Below are 23,676 nucleotides of genomic sequence, written 5' to 3' on the forward strand. Positions count from 1 at the left end.
GTTGGGCCCCGTCGCACGGTGCGGGCGCGATGCCGGCCCGACGCCGGCCCGGTGCGCGCGCCACCATGAAAAACGGCACGCGGGCCGGCACGATCGCCCGCCCGCGTGCCGTCGCGGCACCGCGCTGCCCGCTGGCGCGTCAGCGGCGCCGCACGACCATCAGCCGCAGCTCGGTCATGTCTTCGATTGCATAACGGATCCCTTCGCGGCCGAGGCCCGAATCCTTCACGCCGCCATACGGCATGTTGTCGACGCGGAACGACGGCACATCGTTGATCACGACGCCACCGACCTCCAGCTCGTCCCACGCGCGCTGCGCATGCGTGAGCGAATCGGTGAACACGCCGGCCTGGAGCCCGAAATCGCTGTCGTTCACGCGCGCGAGCGCGTCGTCGAACCGGTCGAATTTCTCGAGGATCGCGACGGGGCCGAATGCCTCCTTGCGGTACAGGTCCTGCTCATGCCCGACGTTTTCCAGCAGCGTCGCCTCGAACATCGCGCCGTCGACCTTGCCGCCCGCGACGATCTTCGCGCCCGCCGCGACGGCCGCATCCATCCAGCCCGACAGCCGGCGCGATTCGGATTCGGAGATCATCGGGCCGACGAACGTCGACGGATCCTTCGGATCGCCCATCTTCAGCGAACGCGTCTTCGCGATCAGCTTCTCGCGCAGCACGTCGTAAAGATCCGCATGCACGAGGATCCGCTGCACGCCGATGCAGCTCTGACCCGACTGGTAGTACGCGCCGAACGCGAGACGATCGACCACGTAGTCGAGCCGGTCGCGCTGGTCCGCATCGACGATCGCGGCCGCGTTGCCGCCGAGTTCCAGCACGACTTTCTTCTTGCCGGCCTTCTCCTTCAGCGCCCAGCCCACGGCCGGCGAGCCCGTGAACGACAGCAGCTTGAAACGCTCGTCGGTCGTGAACAGATCGGCGCCGTCGCGATGCGCGGGCAGCACCGAGAACGCGCCCTTCGGCAGGTCGGTTTCCGCCAGCACCTCGCCGATGATCAGCGCGCCGATCGGCGTGCGGCTCGCGGGCTTCAGCACGAACGGGCAGCCGGCCGCAAGCGCGGGCGCGACCTTGTGCGCGGCGAGGTTCAGCGGGAAGTTGAACGGCGAGATGAACGAGCACGGGCCGATCGGCACACGCTTCGTGTAGCCCGAATAGCCCTGCGCGCGCGCGGAGATCTCGAGGTTGATGATCTCGCCGTCGATGCGCACCGATTCCTCGGACGCGACGCGGAACGTGTCGATCAGCCGCGTCACCTCGCCCTTCGAATCGTTGATCGGCTTGCCGGCCTCGATGCACAGCGCCTCGGCCAGCTCGTCGAAGCGCTCGCGAAAACGCGCGACACAATGGTCGAGCACGGCCTGCCGCTTGTAGGCCGGCAACTCGCGCATCGGCTTCGCGGCGTCGACCGCCGCGCCGATCGCCGCGTCGATCGCCTTCGCGTCGGCCAGCGCGACGCGCGTCGCCACCTTGCCGCTGAACTTGTCCGTCACGTCCAGATCGGTGTTCGCGTAGACGGCTTCGTTGGCGAGGTAGTACGGATAGGTTTCCTTCAACATGGAACGACTCCTTCCTGTGAACGGGGAATTCAGAGTTGCGCCGACAGGCGCTTGATCTCACGGTTCAGCACGCGCTCGTTGTCCGAGTAGTCGATCGGCACGTCGATCACGTGCACGCCCGGCGACGAGAAGCACTCGCGCAGCAGCGGCTCGAGATCGTCGGCCGATTCGACGCGATGCCCGTGCGCGCCGTAGCTTTGCGCATACGACACGAAATCGGGGTTCTGCAGCGTCATCGCGAAATCGGGGAAGTTCATGTTCTCCTGCTTCCAGCGAATCATCCCGAACGCGTCGTCGCGCAGGATCATCACGACGAGGTCGAGCTTCAGCCGCACCGCCGTTTCGAGCTCCTGCGAATTCATCATGAAGCCGCCGTCGCCGCACACGGCGATCACCTTGCGCTGCGGATGCACGATCTTCGTCGCGATCGCCGACGGCAGGCCCGCGCCCATCGATGCGAGCGCGTTGTCGAGCAACAGCGAGTTCGGCTCGTGCGCGCGCCAGTAGCGTGCGAACCAGATCTTGTACATCCCGTTGTCGAGACAGACGATCCCGTCGGCCGGCAGTGCGTTGTACAGGTCGTTGACGATGCGCACCGGGTATATCGGGAAGCGCGGGTCGTGCTGGCCCTTCTCCAGATGCGCGTCGAAATGCTCCTTGATCATCGCGAAACGCACGAAATCCCAGTGCGGCTGCGGAACAATCGCCTCCGTCATCTGCCACACCGCGTTCGCGATGTCGCCGACCACCTCGATCTGCGGGAAATAGACCGGATCGACCTGCGCGCCGAGGAAGTTCACGTGGATCACGGTCTTGTCGTCCGCGCGCATGAAGAACGGCGGTTTCTCGATCACGTCGTGGCCGACGTTGATGATGCAGTCCGCATGCTCGATCGCGCGGTGCACGAAGTCGCCGTCGGACAGCGTCGCGTTGCCGAGCCACAGCGGGTGCGACTCGTCGATCACGCCCTTGCCCATCTGCGTCGTGAAGAACGGGATGCCGGTCTTGTCGACGAACTCGACGAGGATCTTGCGGGTGGTCTTGCGGTTGCCGCCCGCGCCGATCATCAGCAGCGGATGGCGCGCGGCCTGGATCGCGTCGACCGCATGCGCGATCGCCTTCTCCTCGGCCACCGGCCGCCGGCTGTAGCTGCGCGGGATCGGCTTGCCGTCGCCCTCCTCGTGCGCGATATCTTCCGGCAGTTCGAGGTGCGCGGCACCCGGGCGCTCGTCCTCCGCGCGGCGGAACGCCTCGCGCACGGCCGACGGGATGTTGCCGATCGACACGATCTGCCGCGTGAACTTCGTGAGCGGCTGCATCATGTCGACCACGTCGACGATCTGGAAGTGGCCCTGCTTGCTGGACTTGATCGGCTTCTGCCCGGTGATCATCAGCATCGGCATCCCGCCGAGCTGCGCATACGCAGCGGCCGTCACGAAGTTCGTGGCGCCGGGCCCGAGTGTCGCGAGACACACGCCGGTGCGGCCCGTCAGGCGGCCATAGGTGGCGGCCATGAACCCGGCCGCCTGCTCGTGCCGGGTCAGCACGAGCTTGATCTTCGATCGCCGCAGCGATTCGAGCAGATCGAGGTTTTCTTCGCCGGGAATGCCGAACACGTACTCGACGCCTTCGGCTTCCAGCGCCTTCACGAACAGATCCGATGCTTTCATGGGGGACTCTCGGTTGATGCCGCCTGCCCGGTATACGGACGCGCGGCGTACATGACGCGCGCCGGCCTACGGCACGCGGACGCTTTACCTACTGGACACAAACCACGGCACTGCCCGCCGCGCGACCTGCAACGCGCGGCGGTGCCTCCCGAGACAGGAGGACGAACGGACCTGCCCGCGCACGGCAAGCGCGCACGGGCAGCAAAGATGTTTTTGATTGTAGACGGATTCGGAAGATTTCGACTTCGGCCGAACGGCCATTCCGCACGCAAACGAAGCAGGCGGCCCTACTGTAGCGGCCATGGAATTCAACACGCCACACCTGTGAACCATGGTTGACACATTGAAATTAATGCCCTACATTGCGCCTACGTACAGCATCCGGACCACCGACGTGTTCGACGCATGGTTCGCCGGCCTGCAGGATCGCGTCGCGAAGCGTCGCATCCAGGCACGCATCGACCGCCTGTCGATGGGCAATCCGGGCGACTGGAAATCGGCCGGCTCGCCTGTTGTCGAGATGCGTATCGACCATGGCCCCGGCTATCGCGTCTACTACGTCCGGCGCGGCACGATCTGGGTCATCCTGCTCTGCGGCGGCGATAAATCGACGCAACAGGCCGACATACGCGCCGCGCACGCGATGCTGGCGCATCTCGACATGGAGTGATCGATGGACAAAATCAGGACCCGGCCGTGGGATTCGGCCGACCATCTGAAGACCGAAGACGACATGGCCGACTACTTCGAAGCGTGCCTGCAAGAGGCCGGCGACGATCCGGCCTTCATCGCGCACGCGCTCGGCGTGATCGCGCGCGCACGCGGCATGTCGCAGGTCGCGCGCGATGCGGGCCTGTCGCGCGAAGGGCTGTACAAGGCGCTGTCGCACGACGGCAACCCGAGCTTCGGCACGATCCTGAAGGTCATCAAGGCGCTCGGCCTGCAACTGCACGGCTCGAAAGCGCATGCGTGACTTGCGGGCGCCGCCCGGCAACCGGCTCGAAGCGTTGCAAAGCGATCGGGAAGGTCAGCACAGCATTCGCATCAACGAACAATGGCGGATCTGTTTCGTATGGAGCGACGATGGTCCGACCCAGGTCGAGATCGTCGACTATCACTGACTGGAGCTTTGCATGCTCAAGAATGGAATGCGCCCGATTCATCCGGGCGAAGTCCTGCGGGAAGAATTCCTCGTTCCGCTGGAAATGAGCGTCAACGCACTGGCGCTCGCGTTGAACGTGCCGGCGACACGCTTGCACGAAATCGTCAAGGAACGGCGTGGAATCACGGCCGATACGGCTTACCGGCTTGCGCGCTACTTCGAGACGTCGCCGGAATTCTGGTTGAACCTGCAGACCGCTTACGATCTCAAGACACTGCCGACGCGCAGCGAAATCGATCGCAAGGTCGAACCGCGCGAGCGCTCGCACGCGTAGGCACCGCGGCCGCCGTTCGCCGGCGCGACCGCATCAATGCAGCCAGCCGGCCGCCCAGCGCGGCACCAGCGACACCAGATACAACCCGAGCCCGATCAGCCCGCCGACCAGCGTGCCATTGATGCGGATGTACTGCAGATCCTTGCCGATGTTCAGCTCGATCTGCCGCGACATCTCGCGCGCATCCCAGTTGCGCACCGTGTCGCGGATGTGGCGCATCAGGAAATCGGCGAAATCCGGCGCCATCTCGTGCACGGCCTTCTCGACATGCTCGTTCAGCGACGCGCGCAGCGCCGGGCTCTCCGCGAGCCGCGCGCCGAGCCAGCCGCCGAGCGTCGCGGCCTGGCGGTGCAACGCCGAATCGGGGCGCGCGAGATCCGCCTTCAGCCACGCGCGCAACTGGTCCCACAAGTCGCGCGCATACGTGTTGAACGCGTCGCCGTCGCGGATGTAGCGTTTGATCTCCTCGCCCTTTTCGATGAACGCGGGATCGTGCTTCAGCCGCTCGGTCAGCCGCACGACCGTCCGGTCGAAGCGCTGCCGCAATTCGTGCTCGGGGTCGGCCGCCACGCCTTCCAGCACGCGGCTCACCGCGCTCGCGAGCATGCGCGCCCCGTTCTCGCCGAACCACTGTGTCGGCATGATCTTCTCGACCTTCGGGTACTGCGTCTTCAGCCATTCGACGATGAAGCCCGCGATCACCTCGCGGTTCTCCTCCTTGTCGAGCACGTCGACCACCTGTTCGATCGCGTCGTCGAGCAACTGCTGGTGGCGGCCGTCCTTCGTCAGCGTGTCGAGGATCGCACCGGCCGATTGCGACAGGTCGACCCGGTCGATCACCGCGCGGAACGCGTCGTGGACGAACGACTGGATCCGCGCATCGTCGGTCATGTCGAGCGCGAAGCTCATCAGCTTCGTCACGTAGCCGCCGAGCGCGTCGGTGTTCGCCGGCTCGCCGAGCCACGTGCCGAGTTTCTGCGCGGGATCGTGCTGGCGGATCTGCGCGGCGAGCGCATCGGGGCCGAGGAACTTCTCGCGCACGAACACCGCGAGGTTGTCGGCGATCTTGTCCTTGTTCTTCGGAATGATCTCGGTATGGCGCGACACGAACGGAATCGGCACGCGGCGGAACAGCGCGACGACCGCGAACCAGTCGGCGAGCGCGCCGACCATCGCGGCCTCGGCCACGGCCTTGACGCCGTCGACCCACGGGCCGCGCGGCAGCAGGATCGTCGCGACGAACACCGCGACCGCGGCCAGCAGCAGCCACAGCGCGCGGCGCTTGCTTCGTTTCAGTTCGAGGGCTTTGTCTGGCGTCATGGAGGACCGGCGAATCGGCGATGCCGCTAATATCCCCGATTTCGCGTCAACCGACAAACGCGCGCGCCGAGCCGGCCCGCGCGCCGCAGGTGCGCCGCTCACCCGCCGTTACATGAACGTCTTCAGGTTCACCGCCGGATCGGCGAGTTTCACGGGATCGGGCACCGCCCCCGCCGCGATCAGCCGGCGCGATGCGCCGATGTCACGCCCGAGGTTGGCCGCGGCTACCGCGACGATCCTGCCATCGTCACCCAGCCCGAACACCGTGAACGGCCCGCTCGCCGGATCGCCGCGCACGACGATCGTGCGTTCGCTGCCGAACAGCCCGAGCATCTGCAGGTTGCAGTCGTACTGATCGGACCACAGCCACGGCAGCTCCGCATAGGTTTCGTCGGCGCCGAGCAGGTTCGCGGCCGCGACGGCCGGCTGGTTTTCGGCAACCTGCCACGATTCGATCCGCACGTGACGCCCGAGCAACGGATTGAAGTGCATCGTCACTTCGCCCGTCGCGAAGATCGCGGAATCGGCCGTGCGGCAGCCCGCATCGACGCGTATCCCGTTGTCGACGTCGAGTCCGGCCGCGTGGGCAAGCTCGACGTTGGGCACCACGCCGATGCCGACCACGACGAGGTCGGCCTGCACGTCGCCGCGATCGGTCTCGACGATCGCGCCGCCGGCCGGCGCACGGCGAATCGCGCGCGGCAGCGTCGCCATCTGGAAGATCACGCCGCGCGCATCATGCAACCGATGCGCATAAGCGCCGACGACTTCCGGCAACGCACGCTGCAGCAAGCGGGGCGCCGGGTCGATCACCGTGACGTCGCAACCGAGCTGGCGCGCCGCGGCCGCGACCTCAAGGCCGATGAAGCCGCCGCCGAGCACCGCGACGCGGCGGCCCGGAACAAGTTGCGCGCGCAACGCACGCGCATCGTCGACCGTGCGGACATAATGCGGCGCGACACCTTCGTCGATCGCGCCGCCGAACGTGCGCACCCGCGAGCCCGTCGCGAGCACGAGCCGCGCGTACGGCAGAGTCGTGCCGTCGTCGAGCCGCACGCGCTGCGCGGCGCGCTCGATCGCGTCGACCCGCGTGCCGAGCCGCAGCTCGATACGCTGCGCGTCGTACCACGCCGCATCGCGAATGAACGCGCGCTGCTCGCCGCCATCGCTCAGCAGCGCATCCTTCGACAGCGCGGGCCGGTCGTACGGCAGCTCGCGCTCCGCGCCGATCATCACGATGCGCGCCGCGGCGTCGCGTTCGCGCAGCGCTTCGGCCGTGCGCCGCGCCGCGTGACCCGCGCCGACGATCACGAACGGGTCAGCCGACATTGACTTCCACCTGCCCGTCGACGATCCGGATCGGATAGGTCCGCACCGGCTCCGTGATCGGCGCGCATTTCGGCGCGCCGGTGCGGATGTCGATCAGCCCCTGGTGCAGCGGGCATTCGACGCAACCATCCTCCACATAACCTTCGGACAGCCGAGCATGGCCGTGCGTGCAGAGGTCGTGCATCGCGAACAGTTCATCGCCGATCCGGAACACGGCGATCGGCTTCTGGCCGGCGACGCGCGCCGCCGGTTCGTCTTCGGAGAATTCGTCGAAAGTGCCGAGCGGATGCCACTCGGCCAGCGTTGCTTCGGTCATGTCGGTTCCTTGCTTCGTCAGATCGGGGTGGCGAGCAGCGTCTGCACGCGCGACGTGTCGTAGATCACCCGCTTGGTCTTGTAGCGCAGCCCGTCCGGCGTGCGCACGACCGTGTCGTAGTACTTGCCGGCCTGGTACACGTTCGATTCACCGTTGCTGCGCGTCTGCACGACGACGTAGTTGCTCTCGGTGTCGATCTCGCCGTCGCGTTCGGCGACGATCGTCAGGCCCGACGTCATGTGCCGGTACGTATGCTCTTCATAGATGTTCGCGTGCCGCAACGACACCACGCGGTCGCGCAGCATCCGCTGGTTCGTGCAGTGGACGATCCCGACCGGCAGCCCGAGGTCGGCGTTTTCCTTCGGCACGATTTCGTACAGGCAGTCCTCGGTGAACATCTCCGGCCACTGCTCGATCCGGTCGTTGTCGAGATGGCTGATGTAGCGGTTCTGCAGCATGTAAATCTCGAACCACGTCTTCATGTCTTCCGTCATTTCGCGCTCCCGCTTCAATAGCCCATCAGCTTCTGGTAGCCGACCCAGAACTTGCGGATCAGGCTTTCGGTGATCACCGTGTCCTGCTGGTCCGGATTGCCGCGCGACATCTCGATCACCGACGTCGCGTCGCCGTCGCGCACCGTGCCGCGCTGCACCAGCTCGGTCGCCTCCGTGTCTTCCATCGAGATGTAGCCGGCCGGCCCGACGAGGTTCGCCTGCTTGATGCGCAGCGCGCGCAGCTCGGGCGTGTCGTCCGCGTAGCCGAAGAAGTGGAAGATCAGCTCGAAGTTGTCCGGGCCCTTCGGCAGGATCTGCCGCGCAACCAGCGTGTTGTGGATCTGCTGGATCACGAGCTGCGGGAAGATCGGCTGGATATGGTTCGTGCAGTCCTCGTCGTATTCCGAGACGAGATCGAGGATCGATTCGTCCTCGAGGTGGAAGCCCTCGTCGAACGAGCGGATGTTCTGCTGCTTGTACGCGGCCGACGTGTCGTCGTTCGTCTTCGTCACCGTGATGATGCTGTGCAGCCCGTGGTTCGCGTCCGGAATCGAACGCGCCTTCATCCCGACGCGGAAGATGTTGAAGGTCGTATGGAACAGGTGCAGCATGCTCGCGTGATACGGATCCTTCACGTTCTCCATGTACAGCTTCCAGTTCGACTTCGAATACTGGCGCGTGCAGCCGAGATACTCGATCGGCTTGTGGAAGATCCGGTCGATCCACGGGCGCATCTGCTCGCCGAGATAGTCGGGCAGCGGCATCACTTCATCGCTGAAGGTCGCGAACACCAGCCCGTGATAGCTGTCGACGCGCAGCTTGCGCAGCCCGTGCTGCTTCGGATCGAAATCGGCAGGCATCCCCGACATGCCCTTCTGGCCGCGCCGGAACGGCACGCCGAGCAGGTTGCCCTGGTTGTCGAAGCTCCACTGGTGATAGACGCAGGTGTGCGAGCTCGCGTTGCCGCGCGACTTGCGGCACACCTGCGCGCCGCGGTGCGCGCAACGGTTCACCCACGCGGACAGCGTGCCGTCCTCGGTGCGCGTGACGACCACCGGCGTGTCGCCGACGAACGTGCTCTTGAAGTCGCCGGCGTTCGGGATTTCCGCTTCCAGCGCGACGAAGTTCCACGTCGGCCCGCGGAAGATGCGTTCCTGCTCGCGCTCGTAGACCGCTTGCGAGCTGAACACCTTGTATGGCACGCGCGAGCCGTCGTCGTGCGGAAAGGTCACGTCGGATGCATCGCCGCGGGCGGCGAACACGACGGGCGATTCTGTCTGCTCCATGTCGGACTCCTTGTCGATCTGTTTCGTTGAATGCATGGAGCCCATTTTTGAAAAGCTAATATTCGCCGTCTATCCGGAAAGTGCGATTGCGGCGGTGCAATATCCACTTTCGGCGGATTTCTGAGCTAGCATGGCGGCACACACGATGCCGCGTCCGGTCGCGACCCATTCGTCGGATCGAAACGCGGCGTCCCCAATTAGGCTGATGCCCATGTCCCCAACGTCGTTCGAGCCGCTCGCGCTGCGCGCGCACCGGCTGTTCGAATCCCACGATCTCGACGAGACGCGCGAGCGGATCTCGCGCGTGATGCAGCCGCATGCGCTGCTGCCGAACGGGCGCGTGCACGGTGCGTCGCACATGGATTTCGTCAAGCTCGGCGGGCTCGGGATCGGCACGATCGCGTTCGGCGACGCGATGCGCGTGCAGGTCGACGCGGTCGACGGGTATTACCTGCTGATGTTCTGCCTGTCCGGCCAGGCCGAGGTGCGCGCAATGGGGCGGCAGCTCGGCGTCGACGGCCAGACCGGCGTGCTGTGCGCGCCCGGCGAGCGCTTCGACGCGGTACTGTCGGCCGATTGCGAGCAGTTCGTGCTGCGCATCGACGCGGCAACCGTCGGCTCGCTGACCGGCGACCCGCGCGCGACGCTCGACCCCGTGCTGCACATCAGCGACGCGGCGCTCTCCGCGTGGCGTCAGCAACTGATGCTCGTCGCCCGCTCTCCCGAACTGCTCGAACGCGCGAACGCGAACCCGCGCGTTGCATCGCAGCTCGAACATCTGCTGATCGACCTGCTGATCGAAGGCCATCCGCCGTCCGTGCTGCGCGCATCGCACCGCGACCCGGCGCCGGGCTTCGTGCGGCGCGCGCAGGAGTTCGTGAACGCGCACTATGCGCAGCCGCTGCAGCTCGCCGATATCGTCCAGGCCGCCAACGTGCCCGAACGGACGCTGCGCGACGCGTTCCTGCAGTTCCGCGGGATGAGCCCGATGCAATACCTGCGCGCGACGCGGCTCGACCATGCACGCGAGCTGCTGCGCGGCACGGCGTCCGACCGGCGGATCGCCGATGTCGCGCTCGATTGCGGGTTTACGCACCTTGGCCGGTTCGCGATCGCTTACCGGGAAAAGTTCGGCGAATCGCCGTCGGAGACGCTCGACGGGAAGCGTTAACGTCGTCAGGCTGGCGCACCCGGAAGCCTGACGGCTGGCCGTGAGACGGGAAGGAACAGCATCAGATCGCGCCGCCCTCTCCGAATTCGTCCGGGCACGCGGAAACAGACCGTTAGTTGCGATTCATAGCACCAACGACCGCCCTTACGCCCCCGGCACGATCATCTCCCGCGCAATCGCGCAGAACGCGGCCGTCGCCGCGCTTTCGCCGTGCAGCCGGCGACTCATGATGATCGGCGACGTCGCGGCCGGTTCCGGCAAGCGCCGGTAGACGACCCCCTTCACACGCACACCCTCCACACTCTCCGGCACCAGCGACACGCCGACTTGCGCGGCCACGAGCCCGAGCGCCGTCTGCAATTCGCGCACCTCATGAACGGCGGCCGGCACCAGCGCGCCGTCGCGCAGCGCGGAGAGTTGCTGATCGGCGAAGCTCGGCCGCGGCGTGCTCGGATAGACGATCAGCGTCTCGTTCGCGATATCCGCGAGCGTCAGCGGCCGGGCCGGATCGGCGAGCGGATGCCCGACCGGCAGCGCCGCGATCAGCTTTTCCTCGATCAACGCCTCGCGCACGACCTGGTCGTCGTCGAAACGCAGGCGGCCGAACCCGACGTCGATCCGCCCGCCCTTCAGCGCGCCGAGCTGTTCGAGCGTGAACATTTCGATCAGCGACAGCTCGACGTCCGGCTGCGCCTCGCGAAACGCGCGGATCACGTCCGGCAGCGCGCCGTACAGCGTCGACGGCACGAAGCCGATCACGATCCGTTCCGACGACTGCGCGAGCCGCCGCGTCAGCGGGCCGAGCTCGTCGGCCTGGTCGACGAGGCGCTTCGCCTGCGCATAGAACACGCGCCCCGCATCCGTCAGCTTCAGCGGCCGCGCGCCGCGCTCGAACAGCGGCAACCCGATCTCGTCCTCGATCGCCTGGAGCTGGCGGCTCAGCGGCGGCTGCGTCATGTGCAGACGCTCCGCAGCCCGCGTGATGTTCATTTCCTCGGCGACGGCGATGAAGTAGCGGAGCTGACGCAATTCCATTTCATGCCTCAAAGGTATGGAAGTAGTCGGAAAGAGTGTTGGACGACGCGGGGCGGGAATTCCTACCATGTGCACCAACAGGAGGAATCGCATGATAGCAACTGCCGCCACCATCGAACGCATCGAGACGTTGCTCGTCGACGTGCCGACGATCAGGCCCCACAAATTGTCGGTCGCCACGATGAATTGCCAGACGCTCGTACTGGTCCGAATTCGATGCACGGACGGTATCGAAGGTGTCGGCGAGGCGACGACCATCGGCGGTCTCGCGTACGGCGAGGAGAGCCCCGAGAGCATCAAGGTCAACATCGACACCTACTTCGCGCCACTGCTGCAGGGCATGGACGCGACGCGCCCGGGCGCCGCGATGGCGCGTGCGCGCAAGCTGTTCCAGGGCAACCGTTTCGCGAAGTGCGCGATCGAAACCGCGCTGTTCGATGCGCAGGCGCGCCGTCTCGGCGTGCCGCTGTCCGAGCTGTTCGGCGGCCGCCGGACCGACGCGGTGGATGTCGCATGGACGCTCGCGAGCGGCGACACGCAGCGCGACATCGCGGAAGCCGAAGCGATGCTCGACGCACGCCGCCATCGCGCATTCAAGCTGAAGATCGGCTCGAACGCGGTTGCCGACGACGTCGCGCACGTGATCGCGATCAAGCGCGCGCTCGGCGAGCGCGGCGACGTGCGCGTTGACGTCAACCAGGCGTGGACCGAAACCGATGCGATCTGGGCCGGCGCGCGGTTCGCGGAAGCCGGCGTGAGCCTCGTCGAGCAGCCGATCGCCGCGACCAACCGCGCGGGACTGAAACGACTCACGCAGCTCGCGCAGGTACCGATCATGGCCGACGAGGCGCTGCACGGCCCGGTCGATGCATTCGCGCTCGCGCAAGAACGCGCGGCCGACGTGTTCGCGGTGAAGATCGCGCAATCGGGCGGCCTGCAGGGCGCGGCGAGCGTCGCGTCGATCGCGTCGGCGGCCGGCATCGAACTGTACGGCGGCACGATGCTCGAGGGTGCGGCCGGCACGATGGCATCCGCGCAACTGTTCAGCACGTTCGACTCGCTGAAATGGGGCACCGAGCTGTTCGGTCCGCTGCTGCTCACCGAGGAAATCCTCGTCGAGCCGCTGCGTTACCAGGATTTCAAGCTGCACCTGCCGGCGACGCCCGGCCTCGGCATCACCTTCGACTGGGCCCGCATCGAACGGATGCGACGCGACGCCCGCTGATCCCCACACGACAACCGAAACCGGAGACACAGATGAACAAGCAAGCCATCGACGCACTGCTGAAATCCTTCGACGACGCCGCCGAGAAACCCGGCAACCCGCGCGTGCGCGCGATCGTCAACCGGATCGTGAAGGACATCTGCTACACGATCGAGGATTTCGACGTGCAGCCGAGCGAGTTCTGGACGGCGCTCAACTACCTGAACGAAGCCGGCCGTGAATTCGGGCTGATCGCAGCAGGCCTCGGCCTCGAGCGCTTCCTCGACGTGCGGATGGACGAAGCCGAAGAGAAGGCCGGCATCCAGGGCGGCACGCCGCGCACGATCGAAGGGCCGCTGTATGTCGCGGGTGCGCCGGAGTCGGTCGGCCATGCGCGCCTCGACGACGGCAACGATCCGGGCCAGACGCTCATCATGCGCGGCCAGGTGCTCGGCAAGGACGGCGCGCCGATCGCGAACGCGCTCGTCGAGGTATGGCACGCGAACCATCTCGGCAACTACTCGTACTTCGATCAATCGCAGCCCGCGTTCAACCTGCGCCGCTCGATCCGCACCGATGCCGAAGGCCGCTACAGCTTCCGCAGCGTGCTGCCGGTCGGCTACAGCGTGCCGCCGGGCAGCAAGACCGAGCAGTTGCTCGACCAGCTCGGCCGCCACGGCCATCGTCCCGCGCACATTCACTTCTTCGTTTCGGCGGACGGTTATCGTAAGCTGACGACGCAGATCAACATCGAAGGCGATCCGCACATCTGGGACGACTTCGCATTCGCGACCCGCGAAGGGCTGATCCCGAAGATCAAGCAGGCCGAAGGCGCGGAAGGCAAGCCGTATGGTGTCGACGGGCAGTTCGCGCTGATCGACTTCGATTTCTCGCTGCTCAAGGAAAAGCAGGACGTGCCGGCGAGCGAAGTCGAGCGGGCCCGCGCGCAGGCCTGAGCGGCCTCCCCGTTCGACGAATCGATAACGCAAGGAGTGCAGGATGCTGTTTCATGTGGAAATGACGGTCCGTCTGCCGGCGGACATGGATCCGGTCAAGGCGGCGACGCTGAAGGCGGAAGAGAAGGCGATGTGCCAGCGGCTGATGAACGAAGGGATCTGGCGACATCTGTGGCGGATCGCGGGGCGGTACGCGAACGTCAGTATTTTCGATGTCGACAGCGTGCAGCAGTTGCATGACCTGCTGAGTCAGCTGCCGCTGTTTCCGTATATGGAGCTCGAGGTGCGGGCACTGTGCCGGCATCCGTCTTCGGTACGGGAAGACGATCGGTAATTGCCGATAAGCCGTGGAATTCGCGGTGCATCGTCCCGATCGAAGCGGACGGTGTACCGCGGGATTCCGATGCGATCGCGCCGGGTGTTCGCGGCGCACGTATCGGTGCTGCCCTTAATACGTTTCAACGCTTTGCCTCCGGCAAGCCTGCCTGATCCAGGCGCCCCGTCGCCCCCTCCCCCAAGCCTGCGCTTCCCGCAGCGCTTCATCCCCGCCTGACGCCGCCAAGCACTGGCGATTTCCCCCTGCAGCGAAGAAGAATTAGCGGCAGATTCAGGACTATTCAGGCGCATCGTGGCAGCCTCTCTCGTGTCGTGTCGGCACGGAAATCCATCGCATCTTGCTCGTCAGCCCGCAGCGCAATTGCCGCGAGCCTGACAGCGTCCGGTCTCCGTACTGCCCCGTCCCGTCGCCGTCTGCGCGAGCGATCGAGATACCGGTTGAATGGTTCGCCGCATCGCGCACGGCGCCCTCTCTACAGGACAAACATCGCTCGGCATCGCATACCCGAGGTCGCCCCCCCTTCCATTGCCATGCGCTCAACCATCAAGCCCGATTCTCGCGCGACGCGCTCGCGTGGCATCCTGTCCGGCACACGTCTGTTCCGGACGTGGCAGCCCGTTACGCCCACGCGGATGATGCACGCCGCGCTGTTCTGCGTCGGCGGCAGCCTTGCCCTTGCCGCTGCCACGTGGGCATGCCTGGCGTGGCGCCTCGAATATCCGACCGCCAGCCTGGTGTTGAGGCTGGTGATTGTCGTCCTGGCGATATTCGGCCCTTTTCTGTCGTCGGTCCTCTTTTCGATTCTTGGCAGCGCGCTGCTGGACTACTATTTCACGGCGCCCCTTTTCGGCCTGAAGGTCGCCCGGACACAAGACGTCATCGCGCTCGCGACATTCCTGGTCACAACGCTCATCGTCGCCGCGTTGATTCGGTATATCCGTGTGCTTGGGCACATCCAGCACGAACAGGCGCGTCTGCTGGATCTCACGAACGACAGCATTTTCGTGCGCGACGAGCACGATGCGATCAAGTACTGGAATCGCGCCGCGGAAACCCTGTACGGATGGAAACGCGCCGAGGCGATCGGCCAGCACGCGCATACGCTGCTTGAAACGGTCTTCCCCGCGCCGCTCGACGAGATCATCGGCATCCTGATGCGCACCGGTCATTGGGAAGGCGAACTCGTCCATACGAACCGCAACGGCAAGAAACTCGTCCTCGCCAGCCGATGGTCCATGCAGGTCAATGCCGGCGGCAAACCGTACGGCATTCTCGAAAGCAACACGGACATCACGCGGCGCAAATTCGCCGAACAGGCGCTGCGCCGCAGCGAGGCTGAATTCCTGGCCGAAGTGCAACGGCTCAGCCGTACCGGCAGCTTCGGCTGGAATATCGCAACCGCCGCCGTCTCCTGGTCGGCGGAGACATTCCGGATTCTCGAGTACGACACCGCGACCACGCCCTCCATCGCGCTGTTCGCGGCCCGCCTGCATCCCGACGACGCCGGCGCCTTCCAGGTCGCGATGACGGCAGCCACGACGACGAGAAGCTACCTCGATGTCCATGCCCGGTTGCTGATGCCCGATGGAACCGTCAAGCATGTTCATCTGGTCGCCCATCCGCTCGACGATGCGCATCACAGTGCGCAGTACGTCGGCGCGGTGATGGACGTCAGTGCTGCGCGACTGGCCGAGGAGCAGATCCGCTCGACCCGCGCCGAGCTCGAACGCGTTGCGCGTGCAACGGTATTGGGTGCGCTGAGCGCGTCGATCGCTCATGAAGTCGGTCAACCGCTGTCGGCGATACTGACCTTCGGGCAGACCGCCCAGCGCTGGATCGGGCGCGAACCGCCGGAACTCGACGAAGTGCGCGCCTGCCTCGACGGCGTGATCGCCAGCAGCACGCGGGCCTCCAGCATCGTGCAACGGGTGCGGGATCTCACGACACGCTCCGCCACCGTGCAGCGCGACATGCTGGCGTTGAACGACGTGGTCGAGGAAACCGTCGCCTTGCTCAACCGGGAGATGGCCCATCACGGCATCGAATTGCGCGTCGACCTCGCGACCGACCTTCCGCCGATATCGGGCAACCGGATCCAGCTTCAACAGGTGTTGATGAACCTGCTCGTGAACGCGATGCAGGCCATGGCCGGCGTACCCGATGGTTTGCGCCGCCTCCTGGTCTCGTCGCGCCTGGACGAAAACGGCTACGTCGCCGTCGCGATGCGGGATTCGGGAACAGGCATTCGCGACGAAGATATCGACCGGCTGTTCGACGCGTTCTTCACGACGAAGCCGGCCGGCATGGGCATCGGCCTGTCGATCTGCCAGTCGATCATCGAAGCGCACTACGGACGCGTATGGGCGACCAACAACGCGGATCGCGGTTCGACCTTTACCTTCTCCCTGCCGCCCGCATGAGCGTCGTCATCGCAGCGGCACGACGCGGGGCTCGCGGGTCACCGCGCGCCCGAGCCGACGACACCCCGGCGAGCGGCGGAATTCATGCCATGTGCGCCGCGAACCCCACCCTCCCCGGCGCGATCTCGTCCTTCAGCGTCAGCGCCGGAATCTCGTAATCGCCCGCGTTCTGCCGCCGGAACGGAATCGGCTGTGTGGTCCACAGATCGTCGAGACGCCTGCCGAGCGCCGCGCGCGTTTCGTCGAAGCGCGCTTCGTTCATCTTTCCCGTCCGGTAGATCACGAACGGCGGCAACACGTCGAAACCCGGGTAATACAGCATCCCGTGCTGGATCGGGAACAGCACGTCGTCGATCGGGCCGTTGATGCCGCGCGGGCTGTAGTGCGACTCCCACCCGCCCGCCGTGACGATCACCATCGCCCGCTTGCCGGCCAGCGACCCTTCGCCATAGCGGTTACCCCAGCGCGTGTCCGAATGCTCGCCGACACCATAAGCAAAGCCGTACGCATACACACGCTCGACCCAGCCCTTCATGATCGCCGGCATCGAGAACCACCACAGCGGAAACTGCAGGATCACTGCGTCGGCCCACTTCAGCTTGTCCTGTTCGCGCGCGATGTCCTCGCGCTGCGTGCCGGTCGCGAACGCATGCTTCGAGTCGAGCGACGGATTGAAGCGCGCACCGGCCTCGCGATCGGTCACGTCATTCGCGTCAAACGTCGCCTTCCAGCTCATCGCATATAGGTCAGTCACCTGCACCGTGTGGCCGGCCGCTTCGAGATGCTCTACGGCGAAGTCGCGCAGCGCGCCGTTCAGCGAACGCGGTTCGGGATGGGCATAAACAATCAGCACATTCATGTTCGTCACTCCGTTGATTGAATGACTGCAGGATGCCGTCGTCGAAGGTATATTTGAAATGAATTCCTGATATTCCAAGTATAGCCATGAATAATCTCAGACGGCTCGATCTGAACCTGCTCGTCACGCTGGACGTGCTGCTCGCCGAGCACAACGTCACGCGCGCGGCCGACAAGCTGAACCTGTCGCAGCCGTCGGTCAGCGTGCAGTTGCAGAAACTGCGCGACCTGTTCGGCGATCCGCTGCTGTTGCCGGGGCCGCGCGGGATGCGGCCGACCGCGCGCGCGGAAGCGCTGCGCGAGCCGGTGCGGGACGCGCTGGAAGCCGTCGAACGCGCGGTGAGCCCCGCCGCGCCGTTCGATCCCGCGACCGCGACGAACACGTGGCGCGTGGCCGCGACCGACTACGGCGAATCGACGATCGTGCTGCCGGCGCTGAACACGCTGCGGTCGGCCGCCCCCGGCACGCGGCTGGCCGTCGTCGAGCTCGTGCCGCCGCGCATCGAGCAGGATGCGGAGCGCAACGGCATCGACCTCGCATTCCATACGACCGAGGGTTCGCCGGCCGGCATGCGGCGCCTGCCGCTGTTCGCCGAGCGGTACGTGCTCATCGGCCGCAACGATCATCCGAAATTGAAGCGGCGCCCCACGCTCGCGCAGTTCGGCACGTTCGAACACGTGATCGTGTCGCCCGACGGCGGCGGCTTCTTCGGCGTAACGGACGAAGCGCTCGCGAAAGTCGGCGCCACGCGGCGCGTCGTGCTGTCCGTGCCGCATTTCCTGTTCGTGATGTCGGCCGTCGCCAGCACCGATCTTGTCGCAATGCTGCCCGAGCGGCTGGTGCGCGACGTGCCTGCGCTGCGTGTGGTGGAAGCGCCGGTCGAGGTGCCCGGCTATGAAATGTCGATGCTGTGGCACGAACGCGTGCATCGCGATCCGGCGCATCGGTGGCTGCGGGAGACGATTGCGGCATCGGTATAAGCCAACGACGGCAGCCGGATTCGGCGCGGCGGGGAACGGCGTGCCGGACGGCGCGCGATTACCGGTTTCGGTCGCCTTCGCCCGGGCCGCCCGGCCCTGCTGCAAGATTCTTCATTCGGGACTTGAAACCGCCTCGAACACTGTATATATTTACAGTGCTTTTGCACCATTTGACCCGAATTCCGTCACCCATCGACGGACGGATTTTTGTGAGGCGACCATGTTCCAGTCATCCGCATTCGATCCCGAGCAACCCGGTTTCAACCCGATCCACTTCGAGCGCGCCGCGCGGCAGGCGGTCGTCGATCTTCAACGCGTCGTCGGCGCCCCCGCGCAGCGGGCGCTCGGCCTGAAGCGGCGCAGCCATCCGGCCGCGGTCCGCACGATGAGCTGGGAGGCGCTGTTGAATGTCGAGGAGCTTGCGTTCTCGAACCCCGGTTTCCTGAACCGCAACGATCCGACCGTCGTCGATGCATTCATCCGGCTGCGCGACAGCCGAATGGTCGCGGCAGACATCGAGGAAGCCGTCGACTGGAAGCGCGACGACGACGATCTGCCTGCCGTCTATCTGATCGTCAAGGCGATGCTCGAAGCGGAAGAGACAGAGGCACAGCGCGTCGAGATGGAATGAACCCGGCGGCCGGCGCGGCCTTCCGGTCAGGCCGCGCCGGCGCAAGCGCCGAACCCCGGGACAGCGCATGCCATCGCGGCCATGCGCAGCCGCGCCGTCGAGCCATCAGAGCCGCGCCGCGAGCCGCGAACCCTGATCGATCGCGCGCTTCGCATCGAGTTCGGCCGCCAGTTCCGCGCCGCCGATCAGGTGCACCGAGCGCCCGGCCGCCTGCAGCGGCGCGAGCAGCGCGCGCTGCGGCTCCTGCCCCGTGCAGAGCACGATCGTGTCGGCTTCGATCAGCGCGTGATCGGTGCGCTGCTCGCCGTACGACACGTGCAGCCCGCGCGCATCGATCCGCTCGTAGTTCACGCCGCCGATCATCTTCACCTGCTTCATCTTCAGCGTCGCGCGGTGGATCCAGCCGGTCGTCTTGCCAAGCCCCTTGCCGAGCGGCGCGGCCTTGCGCTGCAGCAGCGTCACTTCACGTGCGGGCGCCGCCACCTGCGCACGCGTCACGCCACCACGCGTCGCGGCCGGGTCGGTCACGCCCCACTCGGCCTTCCATTCTTCCAGGTCGAGCGCCGGCGACTCGCCGTCCTGCACCAGATACTCGGCAACATCGAAGCCGATCCCGCCCGCGCCAACTACCGCGACCCGCCGGCCGACCGGTTGTTTGCCCGCGAGCACGTCGATATAGCTGAGCACGTTCGGCCCGTCCTGCCCGGGAATCTTCGGGTCGCGCGGCGCCACGCCGGTCGCAAGCACGATCTCGTCGTAGCCGCCCGCGATCAGGTCGCTCGCGTCGACGCGGCGGTTCAGGTGCAGGTGCACGCCGGTCAGCTCGACCTGGCGGCCGAAGTAGCGCAACGCTTCATGAAACTCTTCCTTGCCCGGCACCTGCTTCGCCATGTTGAACTGGCCGCCGATCTCGGCTGCGCCGTCGAACAGGTCGACCTGATGGCCGCGCTGCGCGAGCACGGTCGAACACGCGAGCCCGGCCGGCCCCGCGCCGACCACGGCGATGCGCTTCGGCTGCTGCGCGGGCGCATAGTTCAGTTCCGTCTCGTGGCACGCGCGCGGATTCAGCAGGCACGACGCGATCTTGTTCTTGAACGCGTGATCGAGACACGCCTGGTTGCAACCGATGCAGGTGTTGATCTCGTCGGCACGGCCCTGCGCGGCCTTGACGACGAACTCGGCATCCGCGAGCAGCGGGCGCGCCATCGACACCATGTCCGCGCAGCCGTCCGCGAGAATCTGCTCGGCCACCTCGGGCCGGTTGATCCGGTTGGTCGTCACGAGCGGAATGCCGACCTCGCCCTTCATCTTTTTCGTGACCCAGGCGAACGCGCCGCGCGGCACCGACGTCGCGATCGTCGGCACACGTGCCTCGTGCCAGCCGATCCCCGTGTTGATGATGGTCGCGCCCGCGCGCTCGACGGCCTTCGCGAGCTGCACTGTCTCGTTCCAGTCGCTGCCGTCCGGAATCAGGTCGAGCATCGACAGCCGGTAGATCAGGATGAAATCGCGGCCGACCGCTTCGCGCGTGCGCTCGATGATCTCGATCGGCAGCCGGATGCGGTTCTCGTACGAACCGCCCCACTGGTCGGTGCGCTTGTTCGTATGCATCGAGATGAACTGGTTGATCAGGTAACCCTCGGAGCCCATGATCTCGACGCCGTCGTAGCCGGCTTCGCGCGCGAGCTGCGCGCAGCGGACGAACGCGCGAATCTGCCGCTCGACACCGCGCGCGCTCAGTTCGTGCGGCGCGAACGGCGAGATCGGCGACTTGATCTTCGACGGCGCGACCGCGAACGGGTGATAACCGTAACGGCCCGTGTGCAGGATCTGCAGCGCGATCTTGCCGTCGTCGGCGTGCACGGCATCGGTGATCACGCGATGCCGCCGCGCGGCGCCCGACGTCATCAGCGTGCCGCCGAACGGCTTGGTCCAGCCGGCCACGTTCGGCGCGAAGCCGCCCGTCACGATCAGGCCGACGCCGCCGCGCGCGCGTTCGGCGAAATATTCGGCGAGCCGCGGCAGCGTCTTGCGGCTGTCCTCGAGGCCCGTGTGCATGGAGCCCATCAGCACGCGGTTCTTCAGCGTCGTGAAGCCGAGATCGAGCGGCGCGAGCAGGTGGGGAAAGGTTGTCGTCATGATGATCCTGCCTGATAAGCGATGCCTGCCATCGTAGGCTCGCGCCGCCTTGAACGTGAGGGGGCAAACAGCCATAATGCTTGTCATTTCCGGCCAAAACGACATGACCTCCCCCCTCGCCAAGGACCGCCTCGGGCTGCGCCGGCCGACGATTCCGGTCGCCTATACGCGCCTGCTGCTGCAGGCGCTGGCCGCGCGCGGCGTCGACCTGGCCGCGGTGCGCGCCGGCACGGGCCTGCGCGACGCGGTGCTGGCCGAACCGGACGCGCGCGTCGCGCCGTCGCAATGGGGGCGGCTCGTGCTCAATGCGATCGAGATCGGCGGCGATCCGGGCATCGGGCTCGCGTTCGGGCTGCTGCTGAAGCCGACCGTGCACGGCTTTCTCGGTTACGCGACGCTGACCGCGCGGGACATCCGCGAAGCGCTGTCGGTCACGCAACGCTACTTCCGGATGCGCAACCGTCAATATCGCCTGACCTACGCGGAGGACGAACGCGGCGCGACGCTCGAACTGCACGGCGTGCAGGCCAGCCCGGTGCTGCAGCATCACGTGATGTTCGAGTTCGTGCTGACGGGGCTCGCGCAGAACATCTCGCAATGGGCCGGGCGCGCGTCGCCGCCGATCGCACTGCGGTTCGTGTGGCCGGAGCCCGCGTATTTCGCGCGCTATCGCGACCAGTTGCCGCCGGTCGAATTCGGCTGCGCGGCGAACGCGCTGTGGATCGCGCGGGAGGTGCTCGACTGGCCGCTGCCGCTCGCCGATGAAGTCGCGCACCGGCAGGCGCTCGTGCAGGTCGAGCGCGAATATGCGCAGGTGCGTCAGGAGGAAGGCGATCTGGTCGAGCGCGTACGCGCGGAACTGGCGCGCCGGGCCGGCGATTACCCGGGGCCGGAAACGCTCGCCGACGCGCTGCTCGTCTCGACGCGCACGCTGCGGCGGCGGCTGGAGGAAGCCGGTTCGAGCTACCGGCAATTGCTCGACGAAGCGCGGTTTCGCGACGCGAAGCAGCTGCTCGCCGCGTCGGATCTCGATCTGAAAACGATCGCCGAGCGGCTGCAATTCACCGACCCGGCGAATTTCACGCGCGCGTTCCGGCGCTGGGCCGGGCAGACGCCGAGTGCGTATCGGGAAGCGGCGGCGGGCGTGACCGTGCCGACGTCGACCAAAGCACCGGTGAGCGAATAACGCTGGAATATCCGCGGCCCGGTGCGGCGGCCCGGGAACGTCAGCATCACACGCCGGGCAACCCGTCGCCCGACAATACCGGACGATCCGCCGAAAGCGTTGGCGTATGATGGGCGCCACATCAAAACGACGCTGCGCGAACCGGCGCCCGCTCCGACCCATGCCCAATCGCACCACCCTGATCGAGGCCACGATCGACCGTGTCGATACCAACCTCATCCGAGTCAAGGCCGATGTCAGGAACTCCCCGTCATACCGCGTGACGATGCAGAACGTCTGCTACTTCGTCACGGCCAACGACGTCGACGAGGACGCGTTCAAGCAGATCGAACAACTGAAGCCCGGCATGCCGGTGCGCGCGTGCACATTCGAGCATCGCGGCCGTCGCCGGATCGCTTGGATCAGGAGCGACAAGCTGGCGATCGCGCCCTACGACGTGGTCGCGCAAACGCGGCGGAACCTGTCGCTTCTAGCCTGGGCGTCGTGCCTGCTCGTGCTGAGCTTTGGGCTCGCTGCCGCGGCACTTCATTCGGGCTGGGCGTTCGTCTCGGCACTGGCCACTTTCGCGGGCATCGTGACGCTGATGGGCACCCTGCTCGCCATCGCCGGCTTGTCCGACCTGATCTTCCAGCCGCAGCGACGCGAAGCCCAGCAGAGCTGGCCCGGCGCACCGTCCGGTTTCGACGTGGAGCGGAGCCGCCCATGACGAACCACGCGATGCAGACCGTCTCGGGCCGCGTGACGGCAATCGGCCAGCAATCGATCGAGACGAAGGTCTGGAGCAACAACCTGGGCTGGACCACGCAAAGCATCGAGGAAATCACGCTTCACCTCGATTCGCTCGCGTCTCCGCTCATGTTCAGGACCAACGGGACGACGCGTCTATTCATCGCCAATGGCGATCGATTGAACATCGCCTGTGTCGACGGCCAGGATCGCCAGATCGTCTACGGCATCCGCAACATGACCGACGGTTCGGCTTATTTGCTGCGCCCCGCCAAAGTCGCCAGCGCCCGGGCCGACGTCACCGTCATGCTCGGCTGCGTGGTCGCCGCCGCCGTGGTCAGCGGGATCGTATCCGTGGTGACGCTCAGCACGGAATCGATGTTCGACGTGTTCGCGCTGATCAGCGCGTGTGCAATCGGATTGGGCGTGCTGAGTGCGATCCTGCGCATCCTGTTCGGCGTGATCCTGTGGCCCGAAATCAGAAGACTGGCGCAGCCGGGCGGCAAACGCGAAATGAACGCGGCAACGACGGCGCTCTCGCTCACGCAGGAAGAAACCCGGCACGTGCGCATCATCTGATCGTGCCGGGCGCGGCCGCTGCGCGAGCG

23 protein-coding genes and 1 pseudogene are annotated in these 23,676 nt (G+C 66.2%); 14 read left to right on the forward strand and 10 right to left on the reverse strand.

Annotated elements, in window-relative coordinates; all coding sequences use genetic code 11:
* Window positions 1–139 precede the first annotated feature (139 nt).
* On the reverse strand, window positions 140–1,573 hold the full coding sequence (locus ACTRWB_RS01010) for an aldehyde dehydrogenase family protein (protein ID WP_446900609.1): 1,434 nt from the start codon (window positions 1,571–1,573) through the stop codon (window positions 140–142).
* A 29-nt stretch (window positions 1,574–1,602) separates the two neighbouring features.
* On the reverse strand, window positions 1,603–3,243 hold the full coding sequence (locus ACTRWB_RS01015; protein WP_446900610.1) for an acetolactate synthase large subunit: 1,641 nt from the start codon (window positions 3,241–3,243) through the stop codon (window positions 1,603–1,605).
* Window positions 3,244–3,595: 352 nt separating this feature from the next.
* Between ACTRWB_RS01015 and ACTRWB_RS01020 the strand changes: the two genes are divergently transcribed.
* From ACTRWB_RS01020 to ACTRWB_RS01035, 4 genes and pseudogenes are all read left to right on the forward strand, one after another.
* The gene (locus tag ACTRWB_RS01020) at window positions 3,596–3,913 is read left to right on the forward strand and encodes a type II toxin-antitoxin system RelE/ParE family toxin (RefSeq protein WP_346654751.1); all 318 of its coding nucleotides are present in this window, start codon (window positions 3,596–3,598) and stop codon (window positions 3,911–3,913) included.
* A 3-nt stretch (window positions 3,914–3,916) separates the two neighbouring features.
* Window positions 3,917–4,216 carry an addiction module antidote protein gene (locus ACTRWB_RS01025; protein ID WP_048250151.1) on the forward strand — a complete coding sequence of 100 codons (300 nt, stop codon included), beginning with the start codon at window positions 3,917–3,919 and terminating at the stop codon, window positions 4,214–4,216.
* 1 nt (window position 4,217) lies between these two features.
* Window positions 4,218–4,364 (forward strand): annotated as a pseudogene (locus tag ACTRWB_RS01030) (type II toxin-antitoxin system RelE/ParE family toxin); the annotation flags it as partial.
* Window positions 4,365–4,376: 12 nt separating this feature from the next.
* Complete coding sequence (locus ACTRWB_RS01035; RefSeq protein ID WP_193101060.1) at window positions 4,377–4,679, forward strand: HigA family addiction module antitoxin; 303 nt, start codon at window positions 4,377–4,379, stop codon at window positions 4,677–4,679.
* Between the two features lie 33 nt (window positions 4,680–4,712).
* Here ACTRWB_RS01035 and ACTRWB_RS01040 read toward each other — a convergent pair whose 3' ends face one another.
* The 5 genes from ACTRWB_RS01040 to andAc form a co-directional block, all read right to left on the reverse strand.
* Window positions 4,713–5,999 carry a DUF445 domain-containing protein gene (locus ACTRWB_RS01040; RefSeq protein ID WP_446900611.1) on the reverse strand — a complete coding sequence of 429 codons (1,287 nt, stop codon included), beginning with the start codon at window positions 5,997–5,999 and terminating at the stop codon, window positions 4,713–4,715.
* Between the two features lie 108 nt (window positions 6,000–6,107).
* Window positions 6,108–7,328: an anthranilate 1,2-dioxygenase system ferredoxin--NAD(+) reductase gene (andAa, locus tag ACTRWB_RS01045; RefSeq protein WP_446900612.1), complete on the reverse strand. Its 1,221-nt coding sequence runs from the start codon at window positions 7,326–7,328 to the stop codon at window positions 6,108–6,110.
* On the reverse strand, window positions 7,318–7,644 hold the full coding sequence (gene andAb / locus ACTRWB_RS01050; RefSeq protein WP_129516794.1) for an anthranilate 1,2-dioxygenase ferredoxin subunit AndAb: 327 nt from the start codon (window positions 7,642–7,644) through the stop codon (window positions 7,318–7,320). Before andAb ends, andAa begins: the two co-directional genes overlap by 11 nt.
* 17 nt (window positions 7,645–7,661) lie before the next feature.
* The gene (gene andAd, locus ACTRWB_RS01055; protein WP_048250146.1) at window positions 7,662–8,138 is read right to left on the reverse strand and encodes an anthranilate 1,2-dioxygenase small subunit AndAd; all 477 of its coding nucleotides are present in this window, start codon (window positions 8,136–8,138) and stop codon (window positions 7,662–7,664) included.
* Window positions 8,139–8,152: 14 nt separating this feature from the next.
* On the reverse strand, window positions 8,153–9,424 hold the full coding sequence (gene andAc / locus ACTRWB_RS01060; protein WP_193101063.1) for an anthranilate 1,2-dioxygenase large subunit AndAc: 1,272 nt from the start codon (window positions 9,422–9,424) through the stop codon (window positions 8,153–8,155).
* A gap of 211 nt (window positions 9,425–9,635) precedes the next feature.
* Between andAc and andR the strand changes: the two genes are divergently transcribed.
* Window positions 9,636–10,595 carry an anthranilate 1,2-dioxygenase regulatory protein AndR gene (andR, locus tag ACTRWB_RS01065; protein WP_446900613.1) on the forward strand — a complete coding sequence of 320 codons (960 nt, stop codon included), beginning with the start codon at window positions 9,636–9,638 and terminating at the stop codon, window positions 10,593–10,595.
* Window positions 10,596–10,739: 144 nt separating this feature from the next.
* Here the strand turns inward: andR and ACTRWB_RS01070 are convergent, their stop codons facing one another.
* Window positions 10,740–11,630, reverse strand: a complete 891-nt coding sequence (locus ACTRWB_RS01070) for a LysR family transcriptional regulator (protein WP_048250143.1) — start codon at window positions 11,628–11,630, stop codon at window positions 10,740–10,742.
* 91 nt (window positions 11,631–11,721) lie between these two features.
* Here ACTRWB_RS01070 and ACTRWB_RS01075 point away from each other — a divergent pair, with 91 nt between their 5' ends.
* The 4 genes from ACTRWB_RS01075 (at window position 11,722) to ACTRWB_RS01090 (ending at window position 16,547) form a co-directional block, all read left to right on the forward strand.
* Window positions 11,722–12,855, forward strand: a complete 1,134-nt coding sequence (locus ACTRWB_RS01075) for a muconate/chloromuconate family cycloisomerase (protein ID WP_446900614.1) — start codon at window positions 11,722–11,724, stop codon at window positions 12,853–12,855.
* A 32-nt stretch (window positions 12,856–12,887) separates the two neighbouring features.
* Window positions 12,888–13,790, forward strand: coding sequence for a catechol 1,2-dioxygenase (gene catA / locus ACTRWB_RS01080; protein ID WP_446900615.1), 903 nt, complete (start codon window positions 12,888–12,890; stop codon window positions 13,788–13,790).
* A gap of 43 nt (window positions 13,791–13,833) precedes the next feature.
* Window positions 13,834–14,124 (forward strand): muconolactone Delta-isomerase, encoded by a 291-nt coding sequence (catC, locus tag ACTRWB_RS01085; protein ID WP_048250140.1) that lies wholly within the window; start codon window positions 13,834–13,836, stop codon window positions 14,122–14,124.
* A 533-nt stretch (window positions 14,125–14,657) separates the two neighbouring features.
* A complete protein-coding gene (locus tag ACTRWB_RS01090; protein WP_446900616.1) occupies window positions 14,658–16,547 on the forward strand; it encodes an ATP-binding protein in 1,890 nt (629 codons plus the stop codon).
* A gap of 82 nt (window positions 16,548–16,629) precedes the next feature.
* On the opposite strand, the gene ACTRWB_RS01095 is transcribed toward ACTRWB_RS01090, so the two are convergent.
* On the reverse strand, window positions 16,630–17,406 hold the full coding sequence (locus tag ACTRWB_RS01095; RefSeq protein ID WP_446900617.1) for an NAD(P)H-dependent oxidoreductase: 777 nt from the start codon (window positions 17,404–17,406) through the stop codon (window positions 16,630–16,632).
* Window positions 17,407–17,492: 86 nt separating this feature from the next.
* Between ACTRWB_RS01095 and ACTRWB_RS01100 the strand changes: the two genes are divergently transcribed.
* Window positions 17,493–18,386: a LysR family transcriptional regulator gene (locus tag ACTRWB_RS01100; protein ID WP_446900618.1), complete on the forward strand. Its 894-nt coding sequence runs from the start codon at window positions 17,493–17,495 to the stop codon at window positions 18,384–18,386.
* A 220-nt stretch (window positions 18,387–18,606) separates the two neighbouring features.
* A complete protein-coding gene (locus ACTRWB_RS01105; RefSeq protein WP_129516786.1) occupies window positions 18,607–19,017 on the forward strand; it encodes a DUF2471 family protein in 411 nt (136 codons plus the stop codon).
* A 105-nt stretch (window positions 19,018–19,122) separates the two neighbouring features.
* Here the strand turns inward: ACTRWB_RS01105 and ACTRWB_RS01110 are convergent, their stop codons facing one another.
* Window positions 19,123–21,156: an oxidoreductase gene (locus ACTRWB_RS01110; RefSeq protein WP_446900619.1), complete on the reverse strand. Its 2,034-nt coding sequence runs from the start codon at window positions 21,154–21,156 to the stop codon at window positions 19,123–19,125.
* Window positions 21,157–21,232: 76 nt separating this feature from the next.
* Here ACTRWB_RS01110 and ACTRWB_RS01115 point away from each other — a divergent pair, with 76 nt between their 5' ends.
* The 3 genes from ACTRWB_RS01115 (at window position 21,233) to ACTRWB_RS01125 (ending at window position 23,647) form a co-directional block, all read left to right on the forward strand.
* Window positions 21,233–22,342: an AraC family transcriptional regulator gene (locus tag ACTRWB_RS01115; protein WP_446900620.1), complete on the forward strand. Its 1,110-nt coding sequence runs from the start codon at window positions 21,233–21,235 to the stop codon at window positions 22,340–22,342.
* Between the two features lie 160 nt (window positions 22,343–22,502).
* Window positions 22,503–23,048: a hypothetical protein gene (locus tag ACTRWB_RS01120; protein WP_446900621.1), complete on the forward strand. Its 546-nt coding sequence runs from the start codon at window positions 22,503–22,505 to the stop codon at window positions 23,046–23,048.
* The gene (locus ACTRWB_RS01125; protein WP_446900622.1) at window positions 23,045–23,647 is read left to right on the forward strand and encodes a hypothetical protein; all 603 of its coding nucleotides are present in this window, start codon (window positions 23,045–23,047) and stop codon (window positions 23,645–23,647) included. The genes ACTRWB_RS01120 and ACTRWB_RS01125 overlap by 4 nt, the downstream gene beginning before the upstream one ends.
* The last annotated feature ends 29 nt before the right edge of the window (window positions 23,648–23,676 follow it).

It is taken from the genome of Burkholderia sp. YIM B11467 (assembly GCF_052952715.1).

What these genes read in the sequence shown, in the direction of transcription:
- ACTRWB_RS01010 (WP_446900609.1), bottom strand. Translation starts at nt 1,573, where the DNA reads ATGTTGAAGGAAACCTATCCGTACTACCTCGCCAACGAAGCCGTCTAC.
- ACTRWB_RS01015 (WP_446900610.1), bottom strand. Translation starts at nt 3,243, where the DNA reads ATGAAAGCATCGGATCTGTTCGTGAAGGCGCTGGAAGCCGAAGGCGTC.
- ACTRWB_RS01020 (WP_346654751.1), top strand. Translation starts at nt 3,596, where the DNA reads ATGCCCTACATTGCGCCTACGTACAGCATCCGGACCACCGACGTGTTC.
- ACTRWB_RS01025 (WP_048250151.1), top strand. Translation starts at nt 3,917, where the DNA reads ATGGACAAAATCAGGACCCGGCCGTGGGATTCGGCCGACCATCTGAAG.
- ACTRWB_RS01035 (WP_193101060.1), top strand. Translation starts at nt 4,377, where the DNA reads ATGCTCAAGAATGGAATGCGCCCGATTCATCCGGGCGAAGTCCTGCGG.
- ACTRWB_RS01040 (WP_446900611.1), bottom strand. Translation starts at nt 5,999, where the DNA reads ATGACGCCAGACAAAGCCCTCGAACTGAAACGAAGCAAGCGCCGCGCG.
- andAa (WP_446900612.1), bottom strand. Translation starts at nt 7,328, where the DNA reads ATGTCGGCTGACCCGTTCGTGATCGTCGGCGCGGGTCACGCGGCGCGG.
- andAb (WP_129516794.1), bottom strand. Translation starts at nt 7,644, where the DNA reads ATGACCGAAGCAACGCTGGCCGAGTGGCATCCGCTCGGCACTTTCGAC.
- andAd (WP_048250146.1), bottom strand. Translation starts at nt 8,138, where the DNA reads ATGACGGAAGACATGAAGACGTGGTTCGAGATTTACATGCTGCAGAAC.
- andAc (WP_193101063.1), bottom strand. Translation starts at nt 9,424, where the DNA reads ATGGAGCAGACAGAATCGCCCGTCGTGTTCGCCGCCCGCGGCGATGCA.
- andR (WP_446900613.1), top strand. Translation starts at nt 9,636, where the DNA reads ATGTCCCCAACGTCGTTCGAGCCGCTCGCGCTGCGCGCGCACCGGCTG.
- ACTRWB_RS01070 (WP_048250143.1), bottom strand. Translation starts at nt 11,630, where the DNA reads ATGGAATTGCGTCAGCTCCGCTACTTCATCGCCGTCGCCGAGGAAATG.
- ACTRWB_RS01075 (WP_446900614.1), top strand. Translation starts at nt 11,722, where the DNA reads ATGATAGCAACTGCCGCCACCATCGAACGCATCGAGACGTTGCTCGTC.
- catA (WP_446900615.1), top strand. Translation starts at nt 12,888, where the DNA reads ATGAACAAGCAAGCCATCGACGCACTGCTGAAATCCTTCGACGACGCC.
- catC (WP_048250140.1), top strand. Translation starts at nt 13,834, where the DNA reads ATGCTGTTTCATGTGGAAATGACGGTCCGTCTGCCGGCGGACATGGAT.
- ACTRWB_RS01090 (WP_446900616.1), top strand. Translation starts at nt 14,658, where the DNA reads ATGCGCTCAACCATCAAGCCCGATTCTCGCGCGACGCGCTCGCGTGGC.
- ACTRWB_RS01095 (WP_446900617.1), bottom strand. Translation starts at nt 17,406, where the DNA reads ATGAATGTGCTGATTGTTTATGCCCATCCCGAACCGCGTTCGCTGAAC.
- ACTRWB_RS01100 (WP_446900618.1), top strand. Translation starts at nt 17,493, where the DNA reads ATGAATAATCTCAGACGGCTCGATCTGAACCTGCTCGTCACGCTGGAC.
- ACTRWB_RS01105 (WP_129516786.1), top strand. Translation starts at nt 18,607, where the DNA reads ATGTTCCAGTCATCCGCATTCGATCCCGAGCAACCCGGTTTCAACCCG.
- ACTRWB_RS01110 (WP_446900619.1), bottom strand. Translation starts at nt 21,156, where the DNA reads ATGACGACAACCTTTCCCCACCTGCTCGCGCCGCTCGATCTCGGCTTC.
- ACTRWB_RS01115 (WP_446900620.1), top strand. Translation starts at nt 21,233, where the DNA reads ATGCTTGTCATTTCCGGCCAAAACGACATGACCTCCCCCCTCGCCAAG.
- ACTRWB_RS01120 (WP_446900621.1), top strand. Translation starts at nt 22,503, where the DNA reads ATGCCCAATCGCACCACCCTGATCGAGGCCACGATCGACCGTGTCGAT.
- ACTRWB_RS01125 (WP_446900622.1), top strand. Translation starts at nt 23,045, where the DNA reads ATGACGAACCACGCGATGCAGACCGTCTCGGGCCGCGTGACGGCAATC.